The organism is Pseudomonas sp. O39, from assembly GCF_045447295.1.
GTDB lineage: Bacteria > Pseudomonadota > Gammaproteobacteria > Pseudomonadales > Pseudomonadaceae > Aquipseudomonas > Aquipseudomonas antarctica_A.
This window is the reverse complement of the sequence record NZ_JBJGXV010000002.1, coordinates 229,977-254,949: the sequence shown is the minus strand read 5'-3', so window position 1 is coordinate 254,949 and position 24,973 is coordinate 229,977. Positions and strand designations below refer to the sequence as shown.

At 61.0% G+C, this 24,973-nt stretch carries 19 protein-coding genes; 8 read left to right on the top strand and 11 right to left on the bottom strand.

Annotated elements, in window-relative coordinates:
* Positions 1-34: 34 nt before the first annotated feature.
* The 5 genes from ACI77D_RS03590 to ACI77D_RS03570 form a co-directional block, all read right to left on the bottom strand.
* Entirely contained in the window at positions 35-1,837 is a 1,803-nt protein-coding gene (locus ACI77D_RS03590) for an ABC transporter ATP-binding protein (protein ID WP_407016147.1), read from the bottom strand.
* 10 nt (positions 1,838-1,847) lie between these two features.
* Complete coding sequence (locus ACI77D_RS03585; protein ID WP_208604477.1) at positions 1,848-2,450, bottom strand: DsbA family protein; 603 nt, start codon at positions 2,448-2,450, stop codon at positions 1,848-1,850.
* Between the two features lie 36 nt (positions 2,451-2,486).
* Positions 2,487-3,428 carry a rhodanese-related sulfurtransferase gene (locus tag ACI77D_RS03580; RefSeq protein ID WP_064453356.1) on the bottom strand — a complete coding sequence of 314 codons (942 nt, stop codon included), beginning with the start codon at positions 3,426-3,428 and terminating at the stop codon, positions 2,487-2,489.
* A gap of 118 nt (positions 3,429-3,546) precedes the next feature.
* Entirely contained in the window at positions 3,547-3,843 is a 297-nt protein-coding gene (locus ACI77D_RS03575; protein WP_053257204.1) for a BolA family transcriptional regulator, read from the bottom strand.
* 6 nt (positions 3,844-3,849) lie between these two features.
* Entirely contained in the window at positions 3,850-4,368 is a 519-nt protein-coding gene (locus ACI77D_RS03570; RefSeq protein WP_003236690.1) for a DUF2059 domain-containing protein, read from the bottom strand.
* Between the two features lie 193 nt (positions 4,369-4,561).
* Here ACI77D_RS03570 and ACI77D_RS03565 point away from each other — a divergent pair, with 193 nt between their 5' ends.
* Both ACI77D_RS03565 and ACI77D_RS03560 read left to right on the top strand, forming a co-directional pair.
* A complete protein-coding gene (locus ACI77D_RS03565) occupies positions 4,562-5,950 on the top strand; it encodes a class II fumarate hydratase (protein WP_064453357.1) in 1,389 nt (462 codons plus the stop codon).
* A 104-nt stretch (positions 5,951-6,054) separates the two neighbouring features.
* Positions 6,055-6,822, top strand: coding sequence for an AcvB/VirJ family lysyl-phosphatidylglycerol hydrolase (locus ACI77D_RS03560; protein WP_407016058.1), 768 nt, complete (start codon positions 6,055-6,057; stop codon positions 6,820-6,822).
* On the opposite strand, the gene ACI77D_RS03555 is transcribed toward ACI77D_RS03560, so the two are convergent.
* The 4 genes from ACI77D_RS03555 to ACI77D_RS03540 form a co-directional block, all read right to left on the bottom strand.
* On the bottom strand, positions 6,785-7,747 hold the full coding sequence (locus tag ACI77D_RS03555) for a DMT family transporter (RefSeq protein ID WP_064453359.1): 963 nt from the start codon (positions 7,745-7,747) through the stop codon (positions 6,785-6,787). The genes ACI77D_RS03560 and ACI77D_RS03555 overlap by 38 nt on opposite strands.
* A gap of 234 nt (positions 7,748-7,981) precedes the next feature.
* On the bottom strand, positions 7,982-9,166 hold the full coding sequence (locus ACI77D_RS03550) for a thiolase family protein (protein WP_064453360.1): 1,185 nt from the start codon (positions 9,164-9,166) through the stop codon (positions 7,982-7,984).
* A 91-nt stretch (positions 9,167-9,257) separates the two neighbouring features.
* The gene (gene pap / locus ACI77D_RS03545) at positions 9,258-10,775 is read right to left on the bottom strand and encodes a polyphosphate:AMP phosphotransferase (protein ID WP_064453361.1); all 1,518 of its coding nucleotides are present in this window, start codon (positions 10,773-10,775) and stop codon (positions 9,258-9,260) included.
* 101 nt (positions 10,776-10,876) lie between these two features.
* Complete coding sequence (locus tag ACI77D_RS03540; protein ID WP_407016057.1) at positions 10,877-15,724, bottom strand: NEL-type E3 ubiquitin ligase domain-containing protein; 4,848 nt, start codon at positions 15,722-15,724, stop codon at positions 10,877-10,879.
* Between the two features lie 189 nt (positions 15,725-15,913).
* Here ACI77D_RS03540 and mnmC point away from each other — a divergent pair, with 189 nt between their 5' ends.
* From mnmC to ACI77D_RS03515, 5 genes are all read left to right on the top strand, one after another.
* Positions 15,914-17,914: a bifunctional tRNA (5-methylaminomethyl-2-thiouridine)(34)-methyltransferase MnmD/FAD-dependent 5-carboxymethylaminomethyl-2-thiouridine(34) oxidoreductase MnmC gene (gene mnmC / locus ACI77D_RS03535; RefSeq protein ID WP_407016056.1), complete on the top strand. Its 2,001-nt coding sequence runs from the start codon at positions 15,914-15,916 to the stop codon at positions 17,912-17,914.
* A 135-nt stretch (positions 17,915-18,049) separates the two neighbouring features.
* A complete protein-coding gene (locus tag ACI77D_RS03530; protein WP_407016055.1) occupies positions 18,050-19,822 on the top strand; it encodes an N-acetylglutaminylglutamine amidotransferase in 1,773 nt (590 codons plus the stop codon).
* Between the two features lie 3 nt (positions 19,823-19,825).
* Complete coding sequence (gene ngg, locus ACI77D_RS03525; protein WP_064453365.1) at positions 19,826-21,574, top strand: N-acetylglutaminylglutamine synthetase; 1,749 nt, start codon at positions 19,826-19,828, stop codon at positions 21,572-21,574.
* A gap of 171 nt (positions 21,575-21,745) precedes the next feature.
* On the top strand, positions 21,746-22,930 hold the full coding sequence (locus tag ACI77D_RS03520; protein ID WP_064453366.1) for an osmoprotectant NAGGN system M42 family peptidase: 1,185 nt from the start codon (positions 21,746-21,748) through the stop codon (positions 22,928-22,930).
* A gap of 59 nt (positions 22,931-22,989) precedes the next feature.
* A complete protein-coding gene (locus ACI77D_RS03515) occupies positions 22,990-23,217 on the top strand; it encodes a YheU family protein (RefSeq protein ID WP_064453367.1) in 228 nt (75 codons plus the stop codon).
* 7 nt (positions 23,218-23,224) lie between these two features.
* On the opposite strand, the gene csrA is transcribed toward ACI77D_RS03515, so the two are convergent.
* The gene (gene csrA / locus ACI77D_RS03510) at positions 23,225-23,428 is read right to left on the bottom strand and encodes a carbon storage regulator CsrA (protein WP_064453368.1); all 204 of its coding nucleotides are present in this window, start codon (positions 23,426-23,428) and stop codon (positions 23,225-23,227) included.
* 241 nt (positions 23,429-23,669) lie between these two features.
* Positions 23,670-24,485, bottom strand: a complete 816-nt coding sequence (locus ACI77D_RS03505; RefSeq protein ID WP_064453369.1) for an SDR family oxidoreductase — start codon at positions 24,483-24,485, stop codon at positions 23,670-23,672.
* Between the two features lie 330 nt (positions 24,486-24,815).
* Between ACI77D_RS03505 and ACI77D_RS03500 the strand changes: the two genes are divergently transcribed.
* Positions 24,816-24,968 (top strand): DUF3309 family protein, encoded by a 153-nt coding sequence (locus ACI77D_RS03500; protein WP_015885095.1) that lies wholly within the window; start codon positions 24,816-24,818, stop codon positions 24,966-24,968.
* Positions 24,969-24,973: the final 5 nt, after the last annotated feature.

Below are 24,973 nucleotides of genomic sequence, written 5' to 3'. Positions count from 1 at the left end.
AAAATCCAATCCCGATAGCACAGACTAAGCTAAATCAACGCACTTGTTGCAGGTGTCCGTACAACTTGGCGTACAGCCCACCGTCAGCAATCAACTGCTGATGGTCGCCATCTTCGGCGATACGCCCGCCATCGAACACCAGCACCCGGTCAGCCTGCTTAACTGCCGAAAGCCTGTGGGCGATGATCAGTGTAGTACGCCCACTGAGAAACCGCGCCAATGCCTGGTGCAAGTTGTACTCGGTAGCGGCGTCGAGGGCGGAGGTGGCCTCATCCAGAATCACCACCTTCGGTTCGGCCAATACCATCCGGGCGATGGCCAGGCGCTGGCGCTGGCCGCCGGAGAAGCGCACACCAGAGCGCCCCACTACGCTGTCCAGGCCCAAAGGCAGTGCCTTGACGGTAGCATCCAGCTGCGCAATTTCCAATGCCTGCCAGCAGGCCTGGTCCGTGCGTGTGCGGCCCATGGTCAGGTTGGCGCGCACGGTGTCATTGAACAGCGCCGGGTGTTGCAGCACCACGGCGACGTTCTCGCGAATGGTCGCAAGACCGATTTCCTGCTGGGTTGCACCGCCAAAACGAATGCTGCCGGCCTGCGGCGTGTAGAGCCCCAACAGCAGTTGCACCAAGGTACTTTTGCCGCCGCCACTGGCTCCAACGATCGCGACCTTCTCGCCCGGCGCAATGGTCAGGTTCAGTTGGTCGAGCACCAAGTCTTCGCCGTAGCCGAAGTTGAGCCCGCGCACCTCGATGCCAACGGTCTCATGCCCGGTGAACGGGTCTTCGCCCCCGGCATATTGCGGCTCATCGGCACGCGCCAGCAGCTCGTTGATCCGCGTCAGCGCGCCGCCGGCCGCGTAGTAGGCATATTGCAGGTTCAGCAGTTGCTCCACTGGGCCGATCATGAACCACAGGTAGCTGAACACCGCGAGCATCTGACCGATGGACAGGTCGGAAAACAACACGGTGAGCATCGCCGCCGCGCGAAAGATATCGATACCGAACTGGAACAACAGGCCACTGGCACGGCTGGAGGCGTCGGTTTTCCATTGGGAATGAATGGCGTAGTCGCGCACTTCCTGGGCACGCTGGCCAAGGCGCCCAAGGAAAAACCCCTGGCGATTGCCGGCACGCACTTCCTGGATGGCGTCGAGGGTTTCGGTCAGGGCCTGGGTGAAGCGCGAAGTGCTGTCGTTCTCGAGCTTCTTCAAGTGTTTGACGCGCTTGCCCAGCTGTACCGTGGCGTAGATCACCAACGGGTTGAACAGCAGGATCAGCAACGCCAATTGCCAGTGCATCCACACCAGGATTGCCGAGGTGCCGACCAAAGTCAGCATGGCCACCAGGAAACGGCTGAGGGTTTCGCCGACAAACTTATCCAGCGTATCCAGGTCCGTGACCAGGTGCGTGGTGACTGTGCCGCTGCCCAGGCTCTCGTATTCGCCGAGGGAAATACGCTTGAGCCGTTCTATCAGGCGCACGCGGATGCGATAGACAATGTCCTTGGCCAGCCGCGCAAACAGCCGCGCCTGCACGACGTTGAACACCAACGCGCTGCAACGCAAACACAGGGTCACCAGCAGCATCAGGCCGATATACCCGGCGGCCTTCTGCCAACCCAGGGGCAATGCGTTATTCATCACTTTGAGCGCGGCGTCGCCGTGGCCCAGCAGCACTTCGTCTACCAGCAAGGGCAACAGCAAAGGGATGGGCACGCTGCACAGGGTCGCCAGCACGGCAACGCCGTTGGCGATCCACAGGGATTTCTTGTGACGCAGGGCCAGGCGGCGAATTTCCGCCCAGGTCAGGCGATCTGTGCGTTTGGTCGGTTCGGAAATGTCGGGCTGATCATACACAGGTGGCTCGCTCCAACCAGCGGGCAAGCAACGGCGACAGCTCGGACAGCGGCTGGTAGCCGTTGGTCAGCAAAGCCAACTGGCCATTACGTTCGGCCAGCAAGGTCGGGAAACCGGCAATCCCCAAATCCTGCACCCAGGTGAAATCGGCGGCCGTCGCGGCGTGCTGCTCGGCACGGTCGAAGGCACCGGCAAACTCGATACGCGGTATGCCGGCTTCTTCAGCCAGCTCCACCAACACGCTGGCGAGGGTCACGTCCCGGCCTTCGACATAAAACGCGCGCTGGATCAGCCCCAGCAACGTCCAGGCGCAGTCCGGCGCCAGGCTGCGTGCAGTGACGATGGCGCGGCACGCAGGCTCTGTGTCGTAGACGAAACCGTCGGGCAATGCACCTTCACGCTTGAACGGCTGGCCGGTGGCCTCGGTGACTGCCTGCCAATGCTCCAGAATGTAGCGCCGGGTCGTCGGCTCCAACGCCGCGCCGCTGCCCGTGCGCAAACCGCCCACCACCAGGTGCAGCTCCACGCCGGCCGCCTGGGCCTGCTCAACCAGCGCCTGCGCCACCGGGGCAAAGCCCCAGCACCAGGAACACATCGGGTCCATCACATAGAGCAGGCGCGCGGGCATGGGTCAGGCCTCGGAGGGGGTTTGCTTGTAGTTGAAGCCAATCGGGTGCGGCAAATTGCGGGCCTTGGCCAGCTCGATCTGCTTTTGCCGGTCAATCGCGCTGCGGCGGGTCTTCTCCGGCAGCTTATCCCAGCAATGCGGGCAACTGATGCCAGCCACATAATGCTCGGACGCGCGGTCTTCTACGCTCACCGGTGTACGGCAGGCATGACATTGATCGTAGTCGCCTTCGCTCAAGTCGTGGCGCACGGTGACGCGATTGTCGAACACAAAACAGTCGCCCTGCCATTTGGTCTCTGCCTGCGGCACCTCTTCGAGGTACTTCAGGATGCCACCCTTGAGGTGGTAGACCTCATCGAAGCCTTCGCTGAGCATAAAGCTGGAAGCCTTCTCGCAACGAATGCCGCCGGTGCAGAACATCGCGACTTTCTTGTGCCTGGCCGGGTCGAAGTTGGCTTTGATGTAGTCGGGGAATTCGCGAAAACTGGTGGTCTTCGGGTCGATCGCGCCTTCAAACGTGCCGATGGACACTTCGTAGTCGTTGCGCGTGTCGATCAACAGCACTTCCGGGTCGCTGATCAGTGCGTTCCAGTCTTGTGGGTTGACGTAGGTGCCGACCTTTTTATTCGGGTCGACGCCTTCGACGCCCAGGGTCACGATCTCTTTCTTGAGCTTGACCTTGGTGCGGTAGAACGGCTGGTCGTCGCAGTACGACTCTTTGTGATCGATGTCGACCATGCGTGGGTCGTTCTTCAGCCAGGCCATCAGGCCATCAATGCCTTCGCGGCTGCCGGAAACGGTGCCGTTGATGCCTTCTTCGGCGATCAGCAAGGTGCCTTTGATGCCGTTGTCGACCATTGCCTGCAACAGGGGCTCGCGCAGGGCGACGTAATCTTCGAGGGTGACGAACTTATACAGTGCCGCCACGACAATCGGTTGGGTCATGGGTGTTCTCTCCAGGTGGCTACCCTCGTAAGGGGTGAACCGGATGCAAAAAAAACGCGCCGGCTAAGCGGCGCGTTGCGGATTCTAGCAAATGCGAGGTGTCAGAGACACCCGTGCGTCAGCTATGCCCGCCGGCGCAGGTCGGCGAGGCCGGGGCTGCGTCGATTTTCGCCCATTCTTCGGGCGTGTAGGTATGCAGCGCCAGCGCATGAAATTCGCTCATCAGGTCACCCAGGGTGGCATAGACCGTCTGGTGGCGCTTGACGCGGTTAAGCCCCTCGAACTGCTGGCTGACCAGCACGGCCTTGAAGTGGGTCTGCAACCCACGGCTGTGCATGTGGCTTTCATCCAGCACGCTCAAGTGTTGCGGGCTCAGAGCGGCGAGCGCCGTTTCGATACGCTGTTGCATGGTCATTCCTGCTTACTTCTTCTTGGCCGGTGCGGCGGCTTTAGGCGTCAGCTCGTTGGTCATGTCTTCCAACAGCTTGTTCACCACCGGTACGGCGCTTTCCAGTTTGGCCTGGGTCATCTGGGCCGATTGCTGGGTCAGTTGCGGCATTTTTTCCAGGACTTTCTTGCCCAGTGGGGACTGGTAGAACGCAACCAGGTCCTTGAGCTCGGATTCGCTGAAGTTGGTGGTGTAGAGCTTGACCATGTCCGGCTTCAGCTTCGGCCAGCCAATGGCTTGGTCCAGAGCAGCGTTGGCCTTGGCCTGGTAGCTGTCCAGTACGGACTGCTTGGCGGCAGGCGCCTTGGTCTGTTCGAAACGCTGGGCGAACATTTGCTGCACTTGCATGTACACCGGGGTACCCAGCTTGTCAGCGTGGGCCAGGGTAAGGAAGGCTTCGGCACTGGCGTTATGGCTGGCGGTATCGGCAAACACTTGGCCGCTGGCGCAAACCAGAGCAACCGCGGTACAGATGGCACGAAGACGAGTCATCGAGTTTCCTTTTCTAGCAGGCGAGGTAAGACCCCAAGGGCGACCATTCTGCGCCTAAAAAACCTCGCGGCTCAACCCCGGGCCTTGTTCGGCCGGGATTTGCGGGACTTGCATCCGATGAAAAGTCTTTTATGGAACCCCACGGGCCCATCACGGCCTAAACTGCGCAAACGAACCTGAAGGAGTGTGCCCGATGAGCCGTATCGAAACCGACAGCCTGGGAGACGTTCAAGTCCCGGATGACGCTTACTGGGGCGCGCAGACCCAACGTTCACTGGTGAATTTCGCCATCGGCGAGCAACGCATGCCCCTGGCGGTACTGCACGCCCTGGCGCTGATCAAGAAAGCCGCCGCCCGGGTCAACGACCGCAATGGCGACCTCCCCGCCGACATCGCCCGCCTGATCGAACAGGCTGCCGATGAAGTGCTCGACGGCCAGCATGACGACCAATTCCCCCTGGTGGTCTGGCAGACCGGCAGCGGCACCCAAAGCAATATGAACGCCAATGAAGTCATCGCCGGCCGTGCCAACGAGCTGTCGGGTAAACCCCGTGGCGGCAAGAGCCCGGTGCACCCCAACGATCACGTCAACCGCTCCCAGAGTTCCAACGACTGCTTCCCCACCGCCATGAGCATCGCGGCCGTGCAAGCCGTGACCAAGCAACTGCTGCCGGCGATCACTTATCTGTCCGGTGGCCTGGCGGAACTGTCGGCACGGCATATGAAGCTGGTGAAGACCGGCCGCACTCACATGATGGACGCCACGCCCATCACCTTCGGCCAGGAACTCTCGGCGTTTATCGCCCAACTGGATTACGCCGAACGCGCGATCCGCAGCGCCCTGCCCCCGGTGTGCGAACTGGCCCAGGGCGGCACCGCCGTCGGCACCGGGCTCAATTCGCCCCATGGTTTTGGCGAAGCGATTGCTGCTGAATTGGCAGCCCTGTCGGGGTTGCCGTTTGTCACCGCGCCGAATAAATTCGCCGCCCTCTCGGGCCATGAGCCGCTGGTGACCCTGCACGGCGCGCTGAAAACCCTGGCGGTGGCCTTGATGAAAATCGCCAATGACCTGCGCCTGCTGGGCTCCGGCCCGCGTGCCGGGCTGGCGGAAGTCAAGTTGCCGGCCAACGAGCCAGGCAGCTCGATCATGCCCGGCAAGGTCAACCCTACCCAATGTGAAGCGCTGTCGATGCTGGCCTGCCAGGTGCTGGGCAACGACGTGACCATCGGCATTGCCGCCAGCCAGGGGCACTTGCAGTTGAACGTGTACAAACCCGTGATCATCCACAACTTGCTGGAGTCGATCCGCCTGCTGGCCGATGGCTGCAATAATTTCCAGGAGCATTGCGTGGCCGGCCTGGAGCCCGACGCCGGGAAAATGGCCGAGCACCTGGAGCGCGGGCTGATGCTGGTGACGGCGCTCAACCCGCATATCGGCTACGACAAGTCGGCGCAGATCGCCAAGAAGGCTTACGCCGAAGGGCTGACGCTAAGGGAGGCCGCGTTGGACCTGGGCTACCTGACCGACGCAGAGTTCGATCAGTGGGTTCGCCCGGAAAACATGCTCGAAGCCGGGCACTAGTACGTCGTCGAAACCATCCGCGTCTACTGTCAGTTGTCACAGTTACGTGCGCCCGTCCTCCAGAGGTTCAATGCATAACAAACCTCTGGACGGACGATCCTCGCATGAAGCGAAGCAGCCTGTTTATCCTCTTCATGGTGACAGGGCTTATGGGGCTGGCAGCCTGGTACCCGGCCGACAGCTCCGCGCTGCGGGCGTTTCCCGTTATTCTGCCGCCCCCCTCGACAGCACCCGCCATGAACGAGCTTGTCATCTTCTACTCCGGTGACGGCGGCTGGGCACCCTTGGAGCAGGCCATCAGCCACAACCTTAACGAACGTGGCTACGGCGTGTTGGGCATCAGTACACTGGCTTATTTCTGGCATGAACAACCCGTGGCAGACTCGGCCGCACAGCTGGACGCCCTTATCACGGTTTACCGCAAGGAATGGGGTACGCCCAAGATCTGGTTAATTGGCTTTTCTTTCGGGGCCAATGTCCTGCCATCACTCATCAACCAGCTTAAACCCGAGAACCGTGTGCGCATCTCGCAACTGACATTGCTGGAGCCTACCCAGGATGTGTTCCTGGAGATCGAACTGGAACACTACATCACCGTGGGCTGGCTCAACCGGATCACCCAGGCCTACCGGCATCTGCGCGAGCCAGTTACCCACCACGATCCATTACCGGCACTGTTTCAATTGAAAGGGCTGATGCCTGTTACCTGCTTGCATACCTCCGAAAATAGCACTGGGTTATGCCGTCAGCCCTCGCTTCCCGAGTGGGTAAGCGCAGCAGAAATCCCCGGCACTCACTATTTCAATGGGGACTTCACCCACTTGACTCGACGCCTTATCGAGCTACACCCAACCGCAGCCGCCGGGCCTTGAGCCCGGCGAGCAATGACGGCGCCAGGGCAACCATCGCCGAGCCCAGCACGACCACCAACGCCCCGGCATAACCGATGGCGTTGATCTCCTCGGCTTGCACAAAGTCCGGCCATAGCCACGCCGCCAGCGCCACGGCCACAAAGGTCACCAACGGCGTCAGCGCAAGGGTCGCACTGACCCGCGAGGCTTCCCAGTGCGCCAGCGCCTCAGCAAACGCCCCATAAGCCACCAGCGTATTCATGCAACACGCCAGCAACAGCCAGCCTTGCAGCGGGCTCAGTTGCAGCGCCTCCAGCGGATGTGCCCACGGCGTGAGCAGCACGGCGCACGACAGGTAGATCACCATCATCACTTGCAGCGAGTTCCACACCGTCAGCAACTGCTTCTGGCCCAGGGCATAGAACACCCAGATAGTGGTGGCGAGCAGGATCGTCAGCACACCGGCCGTGTAAGTACCCAGCGACGTCAACAGTTCCACCAGACGCTGATTGAAGAACAGGCCGAAGCCGATGATCAACACCACCAGGCCCATGCCCTGCCCCAGGCTGAAGCGCTCCTTGAACACAAATACACTGGCGACCATCAGAAAGATCGGGCCCATCTGCACGACCAATTGTGCGGTGCCGGGGCTGAGCATTTTCAGGCCGACCAGGTACAGCACGTAGTTGCCCACCAGGCCACACACGGCCATGGCTACCAGCCAGCCGCCCTTGGGGCCGAGCACTTTGCGGCTGGGCAGGCGCCTGGTCGCGGCGAGGTAGAGGAACAGGCAGCCGCCGGCAACGGTCAGGCGAAACCAGGTGACGGTGATCGGGTCCATCACCTGCAGCACCTGCTTGAGCTTGATCGGCAGAATGCCCCAAAGAAACGCGGTCAGCAGGGTCAAGCCAAAGCCATAGACCCAGCGGCCGGAAGAGATGTGCATGAGTGCCCCGAATGCCTGAGGAAGTGGAACAGCCATTCTAGGGGGACCAAGGGGTGCCTTGGCGAGCGATATTTTCCAGCACACACAAATCAAAGCTGGGGCGTGTGTGGGAGCTGGCTTGCCTGCGATTGCATCACTGCGGTGTGACTGACACACCGCAGTGCCTGCATCGCGGGCAAGCCCGGCTCCCACACAAGCCAGCGCCCACGTTGATCCAGTATTCCCAATAAAAACCTAGCGCACGGCTTCGAATAATCCGGTAGCGCCCATACCGCCGCCCACGCACATGGTGACGATGCCGTAACGCAGGTTGCGCCGCTGCAGCTCCCGCACCAAATGCCCGACTTGTCGCGAGCCGGTCATGCCAAACGGGTGCCCGATGGAAATCGAACCGCCGTTGACGTTGTACCGGGCATTGTCGATTTCCAGGCGGTTGCGCGCGTACAAGCACTGGGACGCAAACGCTTCGTTGAGTTCCCACAGGTCGATATCCGCCACCTGCAAGCCCTTGGCCTTGAGCAGCTTGGGCACCGAAAACACCGGGCCGATGCCCATCTCGTCAGGCGCACAACCGGCCACGGTAAAGCCTCGGAAAAACGCCTTGGGCTTGAGCCCCAGCTCGAGGGCTTTTTCCAGGCTCATCACCAGTGTCATAGAGGCGCCATCGGAGAGCTGCGAGGAGTTGCCCGCCGTCACCGAACCGTCTTCGGCAAACACCGGCTTCAACCCGCTGAGGCTGGCCAGGGTGGTGTCAGGGCGGTTGCAGTCGTCGCGCTCAACCACACCCTCCAGCACCTGCACCTCGCCGGTGTGCTTGTCCTCGACTCTGTACTTGACCGCCATCGGCACAATTTCATCGTCGAACAAACCGTCGGCCTGAGCCTGGGCAGTGCGCTGCTGGCTTTGCAAGGCGTACAGGTCCTGGTCTTCGCGGCTCACGTGATAGCGGCGGGCAACGATTTCGGCGGTCTGGCCCATGGGGAAGTAGATGCCCGGCACCTGCTCTTTAAGCAGCGGGTTGATCAGGTTGTCGGTATTCACGCTTTTCAGGGTCAGGCTGATGGACTCGACGCCCCCGGCGATGATGATGTCGCTGCAGCCCGACGCGATCTGGTTGGCGGCAATCGCGATCGCTTGCAAGCCCGAGGAGCAGAAGCGGTTGAGGGTCATGCCGGCCGTACCGGTGCCCAGTTGCGAGAGCACCGCCACATTGCGCCCGATGTTGTAACCCTGGGCACCTTCGTTGGAGCCGGCGCCGACAATGCAGTCCTCGACAGTCGCCGGGTCGATACCATTGCGAGTCAGCAGCGCATTCACACAATGGGCCGCCATGTCATCGGGGCGGGTCTGGTTGAACTTGCCACGAAAGGATTTGGCCAGGCCGGTTCGCACGCTGTCGACGATCACTACTTCACGCATGGGCTACCTCGATCTTGTCGTTGTTGGGAGATGGATCGAGGATAGATCCAGGCCCTCCCAACCGCGACGATCATTCACCCCATAGATAGGCCTACTTCTTCTTGCCTTTCTTGTCGTGCTTGTCGGACTTGGCGAACGCCTCTTCCAACGCGAGGTTGATGGTGCGCAGCACCTTGACCCGCGCCCAGCGTTTGTCATTGGCTTCCACCAGGGTCCATGGCGCAACTTCGGTACTGGTGCGGTCGACCATGTCGCCCACGGCGGCGCGGTAGTCATCCCACTTGTCGCGGTTACGCCAGTCGTCTTCGGTAATCTTGAAGCGCTTGAACGGGATTTCCTCGCGGGCCTGGAAACGCTCCAACTGGGTCTGCTTGTCGATAGCCAGCCAGAACTTGACCACGATCACACCCGCATCGCGCAGTTGCTCTTCAAAGTCATTGATCTCGCCGTAGGCACGCATCCAGTCCGCCGGAGTGCAGAAGCCTTCGACGCGTTCCACCAGGACGCGGCCGTACCACGAACGGTCAAACACCGTGAACATGCCGCGCGCCGGGATCTTTTGCCAGAACCGCCACAGGTAAGGCTGGGCGCGCTCGTCTTCACTCGGCGCAGCTATCGGCACGATATGGTACTGGCGCGGGTCCAGCGCCGCCGCGACACGCCGGATTGCCCCGCCCTTGCCCGCCGCGTCATTGCCTTCGAATACGGTGACCAGCGCGTGTTTGCGCATGCGCTTATCGCGCATCAGCCCGGAGAAGCGCGCCTGTTCGGTGATCAGTTGTTCTTCGTAATCATCCTTTTCCAGACGCAAGGTCATGTCGAGGCTGTCGAGCAGGCTCTTGTGATCCACCGACGCCAGCAACGGCGCGGGGTTCATGCCGCTGGCCTTGCCTTTGGTCTGCTTCAAGGCGTTTTGCAGACCCTCCAGCAGGATGTTGCCCACAGTGAGGCTGCGGTAATGCGCGTCGACCCCTTCAATCACGTGCCACGGCGCGTAGTCACGACTGGTGCGACGCAGGATGCGCTCACCAAAATGCACAAACTTGTCGTAGGTCTTGGACTGCTGCCAGTCCAGCGGGCTGATGCGCCAGCTGTGCAGCGGGTCGTCGGCCAGCGCCTTGAGCCGCGCCTTCATTTGCTTCTTGGACAGGTGGAACCAGAACTTGAAGATCAGCGCGCCTTCGTCGCAGAACATCTTCTCCAGGCGTTCGGCACCGGCGATAGCCTGGTCCAGGCGCGCATCCTTGATGTCGCCGTGCACCCGGCCTTGCAGCATCTGGCTGTACCAGTTGCCAAAAAAGATACCCATGCGGCCTTTGGCAGGCAGTTGCCGCCAGTAACGCCACGCCGGCGGGCGCGCCAATTCTTCGTCGGTCTGCTGGTCGAAGGTGCGCACCTCGATCAGGCGTGGGTCCATCCATTCATTGAGCAGCTTGACGGTCTCGCCCTTGCCGGCCCCTTCGATGCCGTTGATCAGGATGATCACCGGGAAGCGCTTCTGCTGTTGCAGCTCGTACTGCACCTCCAGCAAGGCTTCGCGCAAGGCCGGCACTTCGGCGTCATAGGTGTCTTTGTCGATGGCGTGACCGATTTCGGCGGATTCGAACATGGGCAGCTCCGTTTCAAGATGGCTCAAGACTAGCGGATTGGGCAGCATGCCGGTCAAGGAATTCCAGCCGGCTTGCCGTGGATCAATCAGCGGGCCGATGGCTAATTCCCGGGAACATGGCAAATGCCCAGGTCCTGCTGTTTCAACATCTGCTGTGTCAGGCGTTCCACTACGTCAGTGATTGCCTGCCCGCGAGGCGATCGCAGGGCTTCCATTTGCTTGAGGTACTCGCCGTCGGTGAGGTTCTGGCTGTTCTCGAAGAGTGTTTGTTGCTGCGCATCAAAGGGCGCCGTCGCGGACTGGAATGCCCCGGGAAATTGCTGTTCCAGGTGGATTCGCCAGAACGCCAATTGGGTAATAAAGCGCAAGAATGCGGGGGACAACTCTGCCGTGCGCACTTGGGACTGCGCCACCTCCAGCCCATCGCTGGTCACATTGGCAAAAAATGCAAAATTCATGTGCTTGGGCTGCCCCGGTAGTTCCAGGGCCTGGGCCAACCCGACCCGGAATGCCAGGCTGACTTCCAGGGGGTCCAGGGAGAAGTGCTCGACAGCGTAAGTCGCGGCAATCTTTTCCAGTTCACTGAGGCGAAACAAACCACGGCCCAGGTTCAACAACGCGCCGGAGTTGCTGTGTGAGCGACCGGCCTGAAGAGTCGCTTTCTCGACCTCCTTCAAGACCTCTATCTGACTGAATATCTGTGCCGTCCCATCTGAACAGTTCGTCGGATGAGCCGCCAGTTGAAACACCCGCTCGCGCAGCCCGACGCTGTCATGGGTCGCCTGCAACACCTCCCAGACGCGCCGGGTCAAGTCCTCGCGCACGTATTGACTGTCCGCAGTCCCGGTCAATTGAGCCAGCAACTCGAACAACGGTGTCGATTCCGGATCATCGCGCAGGTTGGCCCAAACCGTACGCTTGTGAATATCCCGGGTGGCCGTTTCCTGCGGCAACCATAATGCCCTGGCCCTCAACTCGGTCCTGCGTGGTTGATCGTCCCTCACGTAGCCCATGCCAATACCGACATCGTCGCGATAACGAAGGAGTGCCGTTACCGTCGAACTGGATAACGGGTTACCGCCCAGGTTAATCGACTGACTGAAACTACGCGGCGTCGCAAACAACCACTCGGGCAACACGGTAATCGCGTTGTCGCGCAAATCCATTTGCTCAAGCCGGGCCAGCCGCCCCAGACCTACGGGCAGGTCGGTGATTTTTGTGTCCTGCAATAACAGCGTATGCAAGTCACGCATCTTGCCGATATCCACCAGCTTTTCCAGCGGGTTATGGCTCAGGTCCAGCAGGCGCAACGCACTCAGGTCCGCCAGTTTCAGCCGCGTGTAGTCAGTCAGCGCCAACCGGTTATGGGGCATCGACAAACTCTCAAGTTCAAACATGCGTGAGAGCACTTCCGGTAACCGGGTCAGGTGGTTTCGGTCCAGGTCCAGACGCCTCAGCCCCTTGAAACACTTCAGGAAATAAGCGACGTCATCACCCAGCTGCATATTTTTGAGTGACAACTGTTGGACATGGTCGAAACGAATCTCGGCCGGCAGCGTCGGCAACGAACCAATGCGCATCCCGTCCAGGTTCAAACTGGCGATGGAGGTCTGGTGCTCGTCCAGAGCAAAGCTTTGACGCCGCCAGCAGGCTTCAATGCGCTCTGCCACCTGCTGGCGGCTAATACGAATGTCACTCAGGCCCGGCTGCTTCTCCAGTTCCTGGACATCGTTCTTCCAATGCTTGAGCAGCGCTCGCAGATGCCCTAGCTCGGCCTTCAAACGCTTTACCGCCCTGGCCCGCGAAAGAGGCTCAGCGCCCAGCGACATCAGCAGTGAAGACACTTGTGCGTCACTGAACAAGGGGTACAAGCGCTTCACCTTACGCACCAGCGCGCGCGGATGCACCAACGGCCCCGTCGGCGAATCGGCCATTTCACAGGGAACCCCCTCTGCCAGAGGTTCACTGACCCTGCTGGAAAACGCCTCGCCAGCCAGCTCCCGCTCCCCCTTGGCCTGCGAGCCGCTCATGTAGCGCAGGCGCCAAATGTTACTGGGCTCCTTCAGAGGTAATCCCAGTGCTACTCGCTGGCTGGCCGTCAGCGCTGAATCGATCGCCTCGAACAGCCCGTCCGGTCCGGCATAAGGCCCACCGAGGCTCAGGCCATGGTCATCAAACGCTTCGAACCCGGCGTTCGACCTGACCACTGCGCGCCGCACCCCAGCCCCGTTGAACGCGCCCAAGGCCAATAAGTCGCCCTGTGGCGAATCCTGGCGCAACTCGAGGCGCAGCGCCCCGCCCCACCCCGCCACGCGCGGCATGACTCGAACCGCGACCCGCGCGGTATCGAGGCTGGCCAATTCTGGCTGATCAAACCCCATCAAGGCGCGGTCCAGACGTTGTTCCCCAAGGGCACGCTGCACTGACTCGGCCAATGCCATGGGAATTCGTTGGTTATCGCGCAGGGACTCACGCTGCACGGTTGATGTCTCGGCCATCAATTCGCGCATCAACGTGCAGGGCAAGTGGGGATAGGTGCGCCTGAGCAACGCCCATTCGGGTGGTACGGGTCCGTCATAAGACTGATACAACTGCTCAAACAACGGCTTGCGATCGGCCTTCAGATACGCGAGCAACTGACGCTCCAGAACAGCGCGCTCCTGATCGGCCGCAATGCCCTCTCCCAACAGCCCAGTCTTCTGTGCCTCATCCAACCCGGACAACAGCGCATCAAACACTTTCCCGTCACTGAGCATCTGCTCGGTGACCGTCAAACGCTGGCCTGCAGCGTTAACCGTTGCGCTGGCGGGGTAGCGTGCCTTGACGTTGCGCCGGGCATCCAGCACCTCAAAATAGCGTCCTACGGGCCAACCTTTTAACAGGGGCAAGGCGTGCATCTGCAAGCTCGAGTTTTCGACGCTGGGGGAGGCACCGCTTTCCAACTGCCAGATAAAATCGCGAATGGACTGATCCAGCTTGAAACGCTCGTACAGATCGCGAAAACGTGCGGGAAAGGGCAAGCACTCCTGCGCCTGATAAACGCCCCAATCATGGGGCTTATCCATAATGGCCTTGATCTGTACAAGTTTGCCGGGATGGAGCGAGGGACCTGGACCTGCCGGTTTCAAGCGTGAAAAGAGATACTCCTGAGCCTCCCACTCGTCAGGCTTTTCGAACGCAAAACGCCAACATCCTTCGCCGTTATGCAGCAATTGCGGGCGATAAGCCGTGTGCCGCGACAGGTGACTGGCCCGCCATTGATCCAGTTTCGAGTCGAACGAAACCCGATGGACACGATCATTGACCTTGACGTAGGAATGACCACCCACGTTGTAGATTCCCGAATCATCCGCGACTTCGTCGTCGACAACGCTCTGATCATGGACGTACGGCGTGATATCCGGGCGCCACAGCCGCAGGTTGCCATCCGTGGCGCGTATCACTTCAAACTTGCTAAAGAAACTATCCAGGTTAAGACCGCTACGGCTCATTGCCGAACCGACAACCTTGCTGCCTGCCGCGAACACCACCATCGAGGTGATATTTTCCGCTACCACCGCCAACTGCTTGAACGCCTCTTCCTTGTCACCACGGCGCCAGTCTTCAATCCCCTCGTAGAGTTCACCGAGCATCTGGCCCACCGCCACGCCGGTCATCAATAACCCCAACTCGGGGACGACCAACCCGGCGAGGTTGAGCACCGTCAACCCGGCGTCCAAATACGCCTGCAAGCGCTGCTCGCGAACCTCCTCATCCAGATCGGCCACCGGCACCGCCAGGGTCCGCGCGTCGGCTTGCAGTTTTGCGGCGTAGGTATCAAAAAAATGCCTCGCGAGGCTGACCGTAATGAGGTTGGCGTCCAGCATCCCCAGGGTACGGGCTTGATCAAAACGGCTGAAGAACCCGACCCGGTCGCCCTGGCTCAGGTACCGGGTAAAGAAGGCCCGATACGCGGCCACTTCAAGCTTGCCCTTGAGGTAGACCTGAAAGTCATCCAGCGAGGAATACTCAAAAAATGGCCGTTCCGGCTCATTGGGCATGTAAACCACACAGGGTTCCTGCGGGTATTGCGCAATCGACCGGCTGGAAAATACCAGGATGCTCCACAGGCAGCCGCCCTGTGTGTTCAGCCCTTGCCAAGTGACCGGCCGCCCTTGAAACACCACCCCTGCGGCCTGAGCCTGGGACGGTGTCAGCTGGCGGTCCAGCAGCGTGCACACCATCTTGTAGGTGTCCTGTGAAATATCTCCCCGCATCAAGGCAATGTGAGAGTCGATTTTCACGTCCAGGGTTTTCATCCGGCCGATATCGCTCGCAACAGCATTGACGTAGGGCTTATCGCTTGTGAGGTTACTGTCCAGTTTGAGCACTTCACTGAGGTGCTGCTGATACAAGCGGCCAAGGTCCAGGGCGCGACAGCCTTGGGCAAACTCGAGGGGCGTAATGCCCACCACCCCACGAGCGCCGGACCCCGACTGCAACAGCGAGCCGGCCGGAAAGTATTGCGCTCGAGCTTCATCCTCGGAGAAATTCTGCATCGCCACCTGCAGCAGGCTGTCCTGCACCAGCCTCACGGTTTTCACGTACTTCAATGGCAAGACTTCTTTCTCGTACTCGTTGACCGCACGAATAAAAAGATCTTTTTTCGGTTCCACGGTCAGTTGCCATCGTGTCAGGCAATAGTCCTTGAGCCGCTCATTGCAAAACTCATCCAGCGCCTGCAATGGCTTCAAGCACTCGGCGGCGGTTGCCTGGGCATCTGCCACGCGTGCGGCATCTCGGGTCAGTGCATCCAACACACCCGGCGGCGCGTTGACCATCCAGCCCGGCAGCTTCTTTTGCAGTACCTGGGCTTTGTCCAGATCACCCGTCATTTCCAGTAAGGCCGCTTGCAACTGGCTCTGGGTCAACTGGTTCAGCTTGTTGTTCAAATCATCCTGGGTGCGCATCAGCAATATCCTTTATTGCCTATAAATCAAGGCATTACGATACCGCGGCCGCCTGCACGGAATTAACGCTGATTGTTGATGGGTGGAAGGACGCGCGCAGCAGTTTTTTCCATGTAAAAACTATGGGGCTACCCCCTTCGGCTAGAATGGCCACCTTGCCTTTGCCCGCTTTTATTTTATGAGCCGCCCATGAACCCCGTAACCCACGCCCAGCTCGACTGGGATGACCAAGGTCGCCCGCACTCGCGGGTCTTCGAAGACGTGTATTTCTCCGACAAGTCGGGCCTTGAAGAAACCCGCTACGTGTTCCTTGAGCAGAACCGCTTGCAGGAGCGTTTTGCCGCCCTGCCCGAGGGTGGCAGGCTGGTGATCGGAGAAACCGGGTTCGGCACCGGCTTGAACTTCCTCTGCGCCTGGCAGCTGTTCGAGCAACACGCAGTGGCCGGTGCGCGCCTGCATTTTGTGAGCGTGGAAAAGTACCCACTGAGCCCCACCGACCTGCAACGCGCCCTGGCCCTCTGGCCGGAACTCAGTGCCTTCGCCGAGCCCCTGTTGGCGCAGTACATCGCGATCCATCAAGGCTTCCAGCGCCTGGTACTGGATAACGGCCGTGTCACCCTGACCCTGCTGGTCGGCGACGCCCTGGAGCAATTGCCGCAACTGGATGCACAGGTCGACGCCTGGTTTCTCGACGGCTTCGCCCCGGCGAAAAACCCCGACATGTGGACCGCCGAGCTGTTTGCCGAACTGGCGCGCCTGGCGGCTCCGGGCTCGACCATCAGCACCTTCACCAGCACCGGTTGGGTGCGCCGCCTGATCAATGCCGCCGGGTTCAAGATGAAACGCACGCCGGGCATCGGCCACAAGTGGGAGATCCTGCGCGGTGAGTTCCTCGGTTGGCCCGAAGACACGCCACCGCCGGCCAAACCCAAACCCTGGTTCGCCCGCCCGGCGACTATCGAGGGCGAACGCCATGCGATGGTCATCGGTGCCGGCCTGGCCGGTTGCGCCACCGCTGCGAGCCTGGCTGCACGTGGTTGGCGTGTCAGCCTGCTGGAGCGCCACGCCGCCCTGGCCCAGGAAGCGTCGGGCAACCCGCAGGGCGTGCTGTACCTCAAGCTCTCGGCGCATGGAACGGCACTGTCGCAGCTGATACTCAGCGGTTTCGGTCACACCCGGCGCCTGCTGGAACACTTGCATCGAGGTGTTGATTGGGATGGCTGTGGCGTGCTGCAACTGGCATTTGACGCCAAGGAAGCTCAGCGCCAGGCGCAACTGGCCGAGGCCTTTGCGCCCCAATTGTTGCACCTGCTGGACCGTGAGCAGGCGAAACAACGGGCCGGAATCGACCTGGCTCAGGGCGGCCTGTTTTTCCCGGAAGGCGGCTGGGTGCATCCACCGGCGCTGTGCCAATGGCAGGCGGCACATCCACTGATTGAAGTGCTCACCCATCACGACGCCCTTGAGCTGCGCCGGGTCGATGATCAGTGGCAGGCGCGCGACGCCGACCGCGTGTTGGCCAGCGCGAGTGTGGTGGTGCTCGCCGGCGCCGCCGAGATCAAGCGATTCCCCCCCAGCGCCGACTTGCCGCTCAAGCGAATTCGCGGGCAAATCACCCGACTGGCGCAAACGGCAGCGAGTGAGGGGCTGGCCACGGTGGTCTGCGCCGAGGGTTACGTCGCACCCGCCCGGCTGGGTGAACACACCCTGGGCGCGAGTTTTGATTTCACCAATGAAGACCTCACGCCCACCGTCACCGAACATGCCGGCAACCTTGCGATGCTGCGGGAGATTTCCGAAGATTTGTTGCAACGCCTGGGCGCCGATCACCTGGCCCCTGAGCAACTGGAGGGTCGGGCGGCGTTTCGTTGCACCAGCCCTGACTACCTGCCGATCGTCGGGCCGTTGGCCGATCACGAAGCATTCCAACAGGCGTATGCGGTACTCGGCAAAGACGCCCGGCAAGTACCGGATACGCCTTGCCCCTGGCTGCCGGGTCTGTACATCAACAGCGGCCACGGCTCACGCGGACTGATCACCGCGCCCCTGTGCGGCGAGCTGATTGCGGCTTGGCTGAATGCTGAGCCGTTGCCGGTTCCGACCAGTGTGGCCGAGGCCTGCCACCCGAATCGGTTTGCCCTGCGCGCGTTGGTGAAAGGCAAGTCAGCGGCAAGCAAAGGGCGGCTTTAACGCCATCACGGCTATTTGCCTTATAACTTATCGGTCTAAAACTCCACGGATAGCACTGGGTCAGTTTCTGGGTACGCGCCCTTTTGGCGCATTGAATATTGACCCCTCCCCAACGGAAAAACCGGTAAGGAATTTATGTGCGGATTAGCTGGAGAATTACGTTTCGATGCCCAACCTGCCGACTTGGCGGCCATTGAGCGCATCACCCATCATTTGGCCCCACGCGGTCCCGACGCTTGGGGCTTCCAAGCCCAAGGGCCGATTGCCCTGGGCCATCGGCGCCTGAAGATCATGGACCTGTCGGACGGCTCGGCCCAACCGATGGTCGACGCCCAGCTTGGGCTGTCGCTGGCGTTCAACGGCGCCATCTACAACTTCCCGGAATTACGCGAAGAGCTCGAAGCCTTGGGCTACGCCTTCTATTCCGGTGGCGACACCGAAGTGCTGCTCAAGGGCTACCACGCCTGGGGCGAAGCACTGCTCCCCAAGCTGAACGGCATGTTTGCCTTCGCGATCTGGGAGCGTGACGCCCAGCGCCTGTTCATCGCCCGTGACCGTCTGGGCGTAAAGCCGTTGTACCTGTCGCGTACCGGCCAGCGCCTGCGCTTCGCCTCGGCGTTGCCGGCACTGCTCAAGGGCGGCGATATCAACCCGATCCTCGATCCGGTGGCGCTCAATCACTACCTGAATTTCCACGCCGTGGTGCCTGCACCGCGCACCTTGCTGGCGGGCATTGAAAAGCTGCCGCCAGCGAGCTGGATGCGCATCGACGCCAATGGCAAGACCGAACAGAAAACCTGGTGGACCCTGCCCTACGGCCCTCGTGAAGATGAGCAAAATCTCACCTTGGAAGACTGGACCGACCGCGTAATCGACAGCACTCGCGAAGCCGTGGCCATCCGCCAACGCGCCGCCGTGGATGTCGGCGTGCTGCTCTCCGGCGGCGTCGATTCGAGCATGCTCGTCGGCCTGTTGCGTGAAGTCGGCGTGCAGGACCTGTCGACCTTCTCGATCGGTTTTGAAGATGCCGGTGGCGAGCGCGGCGACGAGTTTCAGTACTCGGACCTGATTGCCAAGCACTACGGTACCCGTCACCACCAGCTGCGCATCGCCGAAAGCGAAATCATCGAGCAACTGCCGGCCGCGTTCCGCGCCATGAGCGAGCCGATGGTCAGCCACGACTGCATCGCCTTCTACCTGCTGTCGCGGGAAGTGGCCAAGCATTGCAAGGTGGTACAGAGCGGCCAGGGTGCCGACGAGTTGTTCGCCGGTTACCACTGGTACCCGCAGGTGGATGGCGCCAGCGATCCCTATGCCGCATACCGCGATGCATTTTTCGACCGCAGCTACGACGACTATGCCGCCACCGTCGCGCCCAAATGGCTGACTGCCAATGACGCTGCCGGTGACTTTGTGCGTGAGCATTTTGCAATGCCAGGCGCAGACGCTGCCGTGGACAAGGCCTTGCGCCTGGACAGCACGGTGATGCTGGTCGATGACCCGGTCAAACGCGTGGACAACATGACCATGGCCTGGGGCCTGGAAGCGCGCACACCGTTTCTCGATTACCGCCTCGTCGAACTGTCGGCACGCGTGCCGGGTAAATTCAAATTGCCCGACGGCGGCAAGCAGGTGTTGAAAGAGGCCGCGCGCCGGGTCATCCCCAGCGAAGTCATTGACCGCAAAAAGGGCTACTTCCCGGTGCCGGGCCTCAAGCATTTGCAGGGCGACACCTTGAACTGGGTGCGCGAGCTGCTGCTGGACCCGAGCCAGGATCGCGGCCTGTTCAACCCCGCCATGCTTGATCGCTTGCTGACCGACCCGCAAGGCCAACTGACCCCGCTGCGCGGCTCCAAGCTGTGGCAACTGGCGGCGCTGAACCTGTGGCTCAGCGAACAAGGAATCTGATTGATGAAACCTCTTGCAGCGGCTTACAGCCAACGCTTGCTGAAGGGCCAGGCGCCGACCTACGAACGCCTGCAAGCCCGCCTGGCTGAAGATGGCAGCCCACTGGGCGCCGAGCCGATTGCCGTGCATTGCGGCTGGGGCCGGTTGTTGATCGGCCACACGTTCCCTGACCCTGCCAGCCTGGCCGAGGAGTTGCTGAACGAGCAGGCTGGCGAGCGCGATATCGCGCTGTACGTGGCGGCGCCCCAGCAGATCCTCGGGATTGATCCGCAACAGTTGTTCCTCGACCCGTCCGACACGCTGCGCCTGTGGTTCAGCGACTACCGGCCGGCGACTCGGGTGTTTCGCGGTTTTCGTATCCGGCGCGTACAAAGCGAGGCCGATTGGGCCGCGGTCAACGTGCTCTATCAAGGGCGCGGCATGCTGCCGGTCGACGCAGAACGCCTGACGCCCCGCCACCAAGGCGGCCCGGTGTATTGGTTGGCGGAAGACGAAGACAGCGGCGCGGTGATCGGCAGCGTGATGGGCCTCAATCATCAAAAAGCCTTTCACGACCCGGAAAATGGTTGCAGCCTCTGGTGCCTGGCCGTCGACCCGCAATGCACCCGGCCCGGCGTGGGTGAAGTGCTGGTGCGCCACCTGGTAGAGCACTTTATGAGCCGTGGCCTGAGCTACCTTGACCTGTCGGTGTTGCACGACAACCGCCAGGCCAAGAGCCTCTACGCCAAGCTGGGTTTTCGCGCGCTGACCACCTTTGCGATCAAGCGCAAGAACGGCATCAACCAGCCACTGTTTCTCGGCCCGGGGCCGCAGGCGGGGTTCAACCCCTACGCGCGGATCATTGTCGAAGAGGCCCATCGACGCGGCATTGATGTGCACGTGGACGACGCGGGTGCCGGCCTGTTCACCCTCAGCCATGGTGGACGCCGCGTGCGTTGCCGTGAATCCTTGAGCGACCTGACCAGCGCCATCAGCATGACCCTGTGCCAGGACAAAAGCCTGACCCACAAGGTGCTCAAAGCCGCCGGTTTGAAACTGCCGCAACAACAATTGGCGGGCAGTGCCGACGACAACCTGGAGTTTCTCGACGAACACCAGCGCGTCGTGGTCAAGCCGCTGGACGGCGAGCAAGGCCAAGGCGTGGCGGTGGATTTACAGACGATCGAAGACGTGCAGAAAGCCATCGAAGCGGCCCGCCAGTTCGATAGCCGTGTGTTGCTCGAAAGCTTTCACGAAGGCCTCGACCTGCGCATCCTGGTGATCGGCTTTGAGGTGGTCGCCGCCGCGATTCGCCGTCCTGCCGAGGTGACCGGTGACGGCCAGCATTCCATCGGCGCCTTGATCGAAGCCCAAAGCCGTCGCCGCCAAGCCGCTACCGACGGCGAAAGCAAAATCCCGCTGGACGCCGAAACCCAACGCACCCTGCACGCCGCCGGTTACGACTACAGCAGCATCCTGCCGCGCGGGGAAACCCTGGCCGTGCGCCGCACCGCCAACCTGCACACCGGCGGTTGCCTGGAGGACGTCACGGCGATCCTGCACCCGACGCTGGTGGACGCCGCCGTGCGTGCCGCCCGCGCCCTCGATATTCCCATGGTGGGCCTGGACCTGATGGTGCCCGCCGCCGACCAACCCGAGTACGTATTTATCGAAGCCAACGAACGGGCCGGGCTGGCTAATCACGAGCCGCAACCGACTGCGGAGAAGTTTGTGGACTTGTTGTTTCCGCATAGCCAGCCGACTGCTCAATAACCCTGTGGCGAGCGGGCTTGCCCCGCGTTGGGCTGCGCAGCAGCCCTGACCCATGCACCGCAGTCTTTCAGCCAGAACTCATTGGCAGGTTTGGGGCCGCTTCGCGACCCAACGCGGCGCAAGCGCGCTCGCCACAACAAACCTGCTCGCCACACTTCATCAGGAGTCTTTATGAGCCGAACCATCCCCGAACCGGATCTCAACTACCTGCAAAAAGTGCTGCTGGAGATGCTCGCCATTCCCAGCCCCACCGGGTTTACCGACACCATCGTGCGCTACGTCGCCGAGCGCCTGGAAGAACTCGGCATCCCCTTTGAAATGACCCGGCGTGGCACCATTCGCGCGACCCTCAAGGGCCAGAAAAACAGCCCCGACCGCGCCGTGTCCGCACACTTGGACACCATCGGTGCCGCCGTGCGTGCGATCAAAGACAACGGCCGCCTGACCCTCGCCCCCGTGGGTTGCTGGTCCAGCCGCTTTGCTGAAGGCAGCCGCGTCAGCCTGTTCACTGATAACGGCGTGATCCGTGGCAGCGTGTTGCCGTTGATGGCCTCCGGGCACGCGTTCAACACCGCCGTGGATGAAATGCCGGTGAGTTGGGACCATGTGGAATTGCGCCTGGACGCCTACTGCGCGACCCGCGCCGATTGCGATTCCCTGGGCATCAGCATCGGTGACTATGTCGCCTTTGACCCGCTGCCCGAGTTCACCGAAAGCGGGCATATCAGCGCCCGGCACCTGGACGATAAAGCCGGTGTCGCGGCCCTGCTCGCCGCGCTGAAGGCCATCATCGACAGCGGCGAACCGCTGCTGATCGACTGCCACCCGTTGTTCACCATCACCGAAGAGACCGGCAGTGGTGCCGCGGCGGCCCTGCCCTGGGATGTCAGCGAATTTGTTGGCATCGACATCGCCCCGGTCGCACCCGGCCAGCACTCCAGCGAGCATGCCGTGAGCGTGGCGATGCAGGACTCCGGCGGGCCGTATGACTACCACCTGTCCCGTCACCTGCTGCGCCTGGCTTCGGATAACGACCTGCCCGTGCGCCGCGACCTGTTTCGCTATTACTTCAGCGACGCCCACTCTGCCGTAACCGCCGGCCACGACATTCGCACAGCCCTGCTGGCGTTTGGTTGTGACGCCACCCACGGCTACGAGCGCACGCACATCGACAGCCTGGCGGCGCTGAGTCGCTTGTTGAGTGCCTACATTCTCAGCCCGCCGGTATTCGCCAGCGACGCGCAACCGGCGCAGGGTTCGCTGGACCGCTTCAGCCATCAGATCGAGCATGAGACACAGATGGAGAGCGACACACGCGTGCCGTCGGTGGACAGCCTGGTCGGCCAGAAGTCCTGACACTGGCAACTACGGTCCCGGCGCAGTAGGATCGCCGGGTTCCTACCTCTGAGGCTTGTATGCTGATTCCCTACGACGCACTTGAAGTCGACACCCTCACCCGCCTCATCGAAGACTTCGTTACCCGCGATGGCACTGACAATGGCGACGAAACACCGCTGGAAACCCGCGTATTGCGCGTGCGTCAGGCGCTGACCAAGGGCCAGGCGCTGATCGTGTTCGACCCTGAAAGCGAGCAATGCCAGTTGATGCTCAAGCACGACGTGCCCAAGCATCTGTTCGACTGAACGGGGTTCACGGATTGGGGACTGCCACCGGAGGGGTGGCGGTGCCTGGGCGGTCGAGAATCTTCTGGTAAACCTCGGAGCGATGGACGTGCACCCCAGCCGGCGCGTCGACGCCGAATTTCACCTGGGAACCGTTCAACTCGAGGATGTGCAACGTAATGTCATCGCCGATGGAAATGACTTCGCCCAGGGCGCGGCTTAAGACCAGCATGGCGGGGTATCCTTTTGGAGTGACAGGACGTTGACCATGCGTGATCGGCTGGGGAGCAGCAATGGCTTGCCTCTAAATCAGGCGAGACCTACATAAACGGGTAACTTGCCTGACAGACCACATAAAAATCCCAAGCCAAATACGCTTAAACAGGCGGGAGGGGGCTTGCTCCCGATAGCGGTGATAGGTTGACGATCACTGCGCCATTGGGCGCAAGCCCTCTTTCACATTTGGACCGGCATCAGCCCTTAACCGCCTGTGCCTTGGCCCGCATCTTGTCGGCCATCTGCGTCATCTCGTCATACAACAACTGCGGATTCTTCTGCTTCAACGCCCATGCCATGCGCCCCTGCTCGTGAGGCAAGATCATGAACTCGCCTTCAGCCACGCGTTGGTAGATGTAATCGGCGATATCCGCCGCCGAAATCGGCGAGCTCTCAAGCAACTTACCCACCTGCGCCTTCATCGCCGGTGTAGGCCCGCGAAACGAATCCAACAGGTTGGTCTGGAAAAATGACGGGCACACCACGTGCACGCCCACTTCCTGCTGCTTGAGTTCCACCAGCAAGCTCTCCGACAACGCCACCACACCGGCCTTGGCCACGTTGTAGTTGCTCATCGCCGGCCCCTGCATCAATGCGGCCATTGAGGCGATGTTGATAATCCGGCCCTGGCTTTTCTCCAGCAGCGGCAGGAACGCTTTGCAGCCCTTGACCACGCCCATCAGGTTGATCGCGATCTGCCAGTCCCAGTCTTCCAGGGACAACTCAGCAAAGAAGCCACCCGAGGCGACGCCGGCATTGTTGACGATCACATCAATGCCGCCCAGCTTCACCTCACAGGCCTGGGCAAAGGCCGTGAGCTGGCTGTAGTCGCGCACGTCGCAGCGTTGGACAAACCCATCGCCACCCGCCTCGCGCACGAGCTTGAGGGTTTCAAGCAAGCCCGGCTCGCTGACGTCCGACAAGGCCAATTGCCAACCCTCGCGGGCCCAGCGCAGAGCGATTTCGCGACCCAGGCCGGACCCGGCGCCGGTGATCATCATGCGATTTTGCATAGGAAAGCTGCCTTGTGGTTCACGGAAGAAGTGATCGGCAGTGTAGCGAAGGTTTTTCCGCGACCCACGCACCATCCAATTGATGAATGCCTCGGGCAAACTTGAGGCCGGGTACGAGAGCGACTTATTGCGTAAGTTCAATCTTTTTCAACTAATACGCTGCAGGTGTGAACGCATTAAAAGAAATAAGCCGGTTTGCAAAATGCTTTAAAAAAATACGGAATCTTTTACCCCATGGCACAGTCGGATTTTATAAGGTGTCTGTCTTTAAACTGACAGGCCTACTGTTTAATCACCGGTCTTTTCAGAAGGCCTATAAGGAAAAAAACTATGAGCCTCATTCTGATCATTATCCTGATCCTGCTGTTGGTTGGCGGCCTTCCGGTATTCCCGCACTCGCGTAACTGGGGCTATGGCCCGTCGGGTATTCTGGGTGTGGTACTGGTGGTGTTGCTGGTGCTGCTGTTGCTTGGCCGGATATAAACACC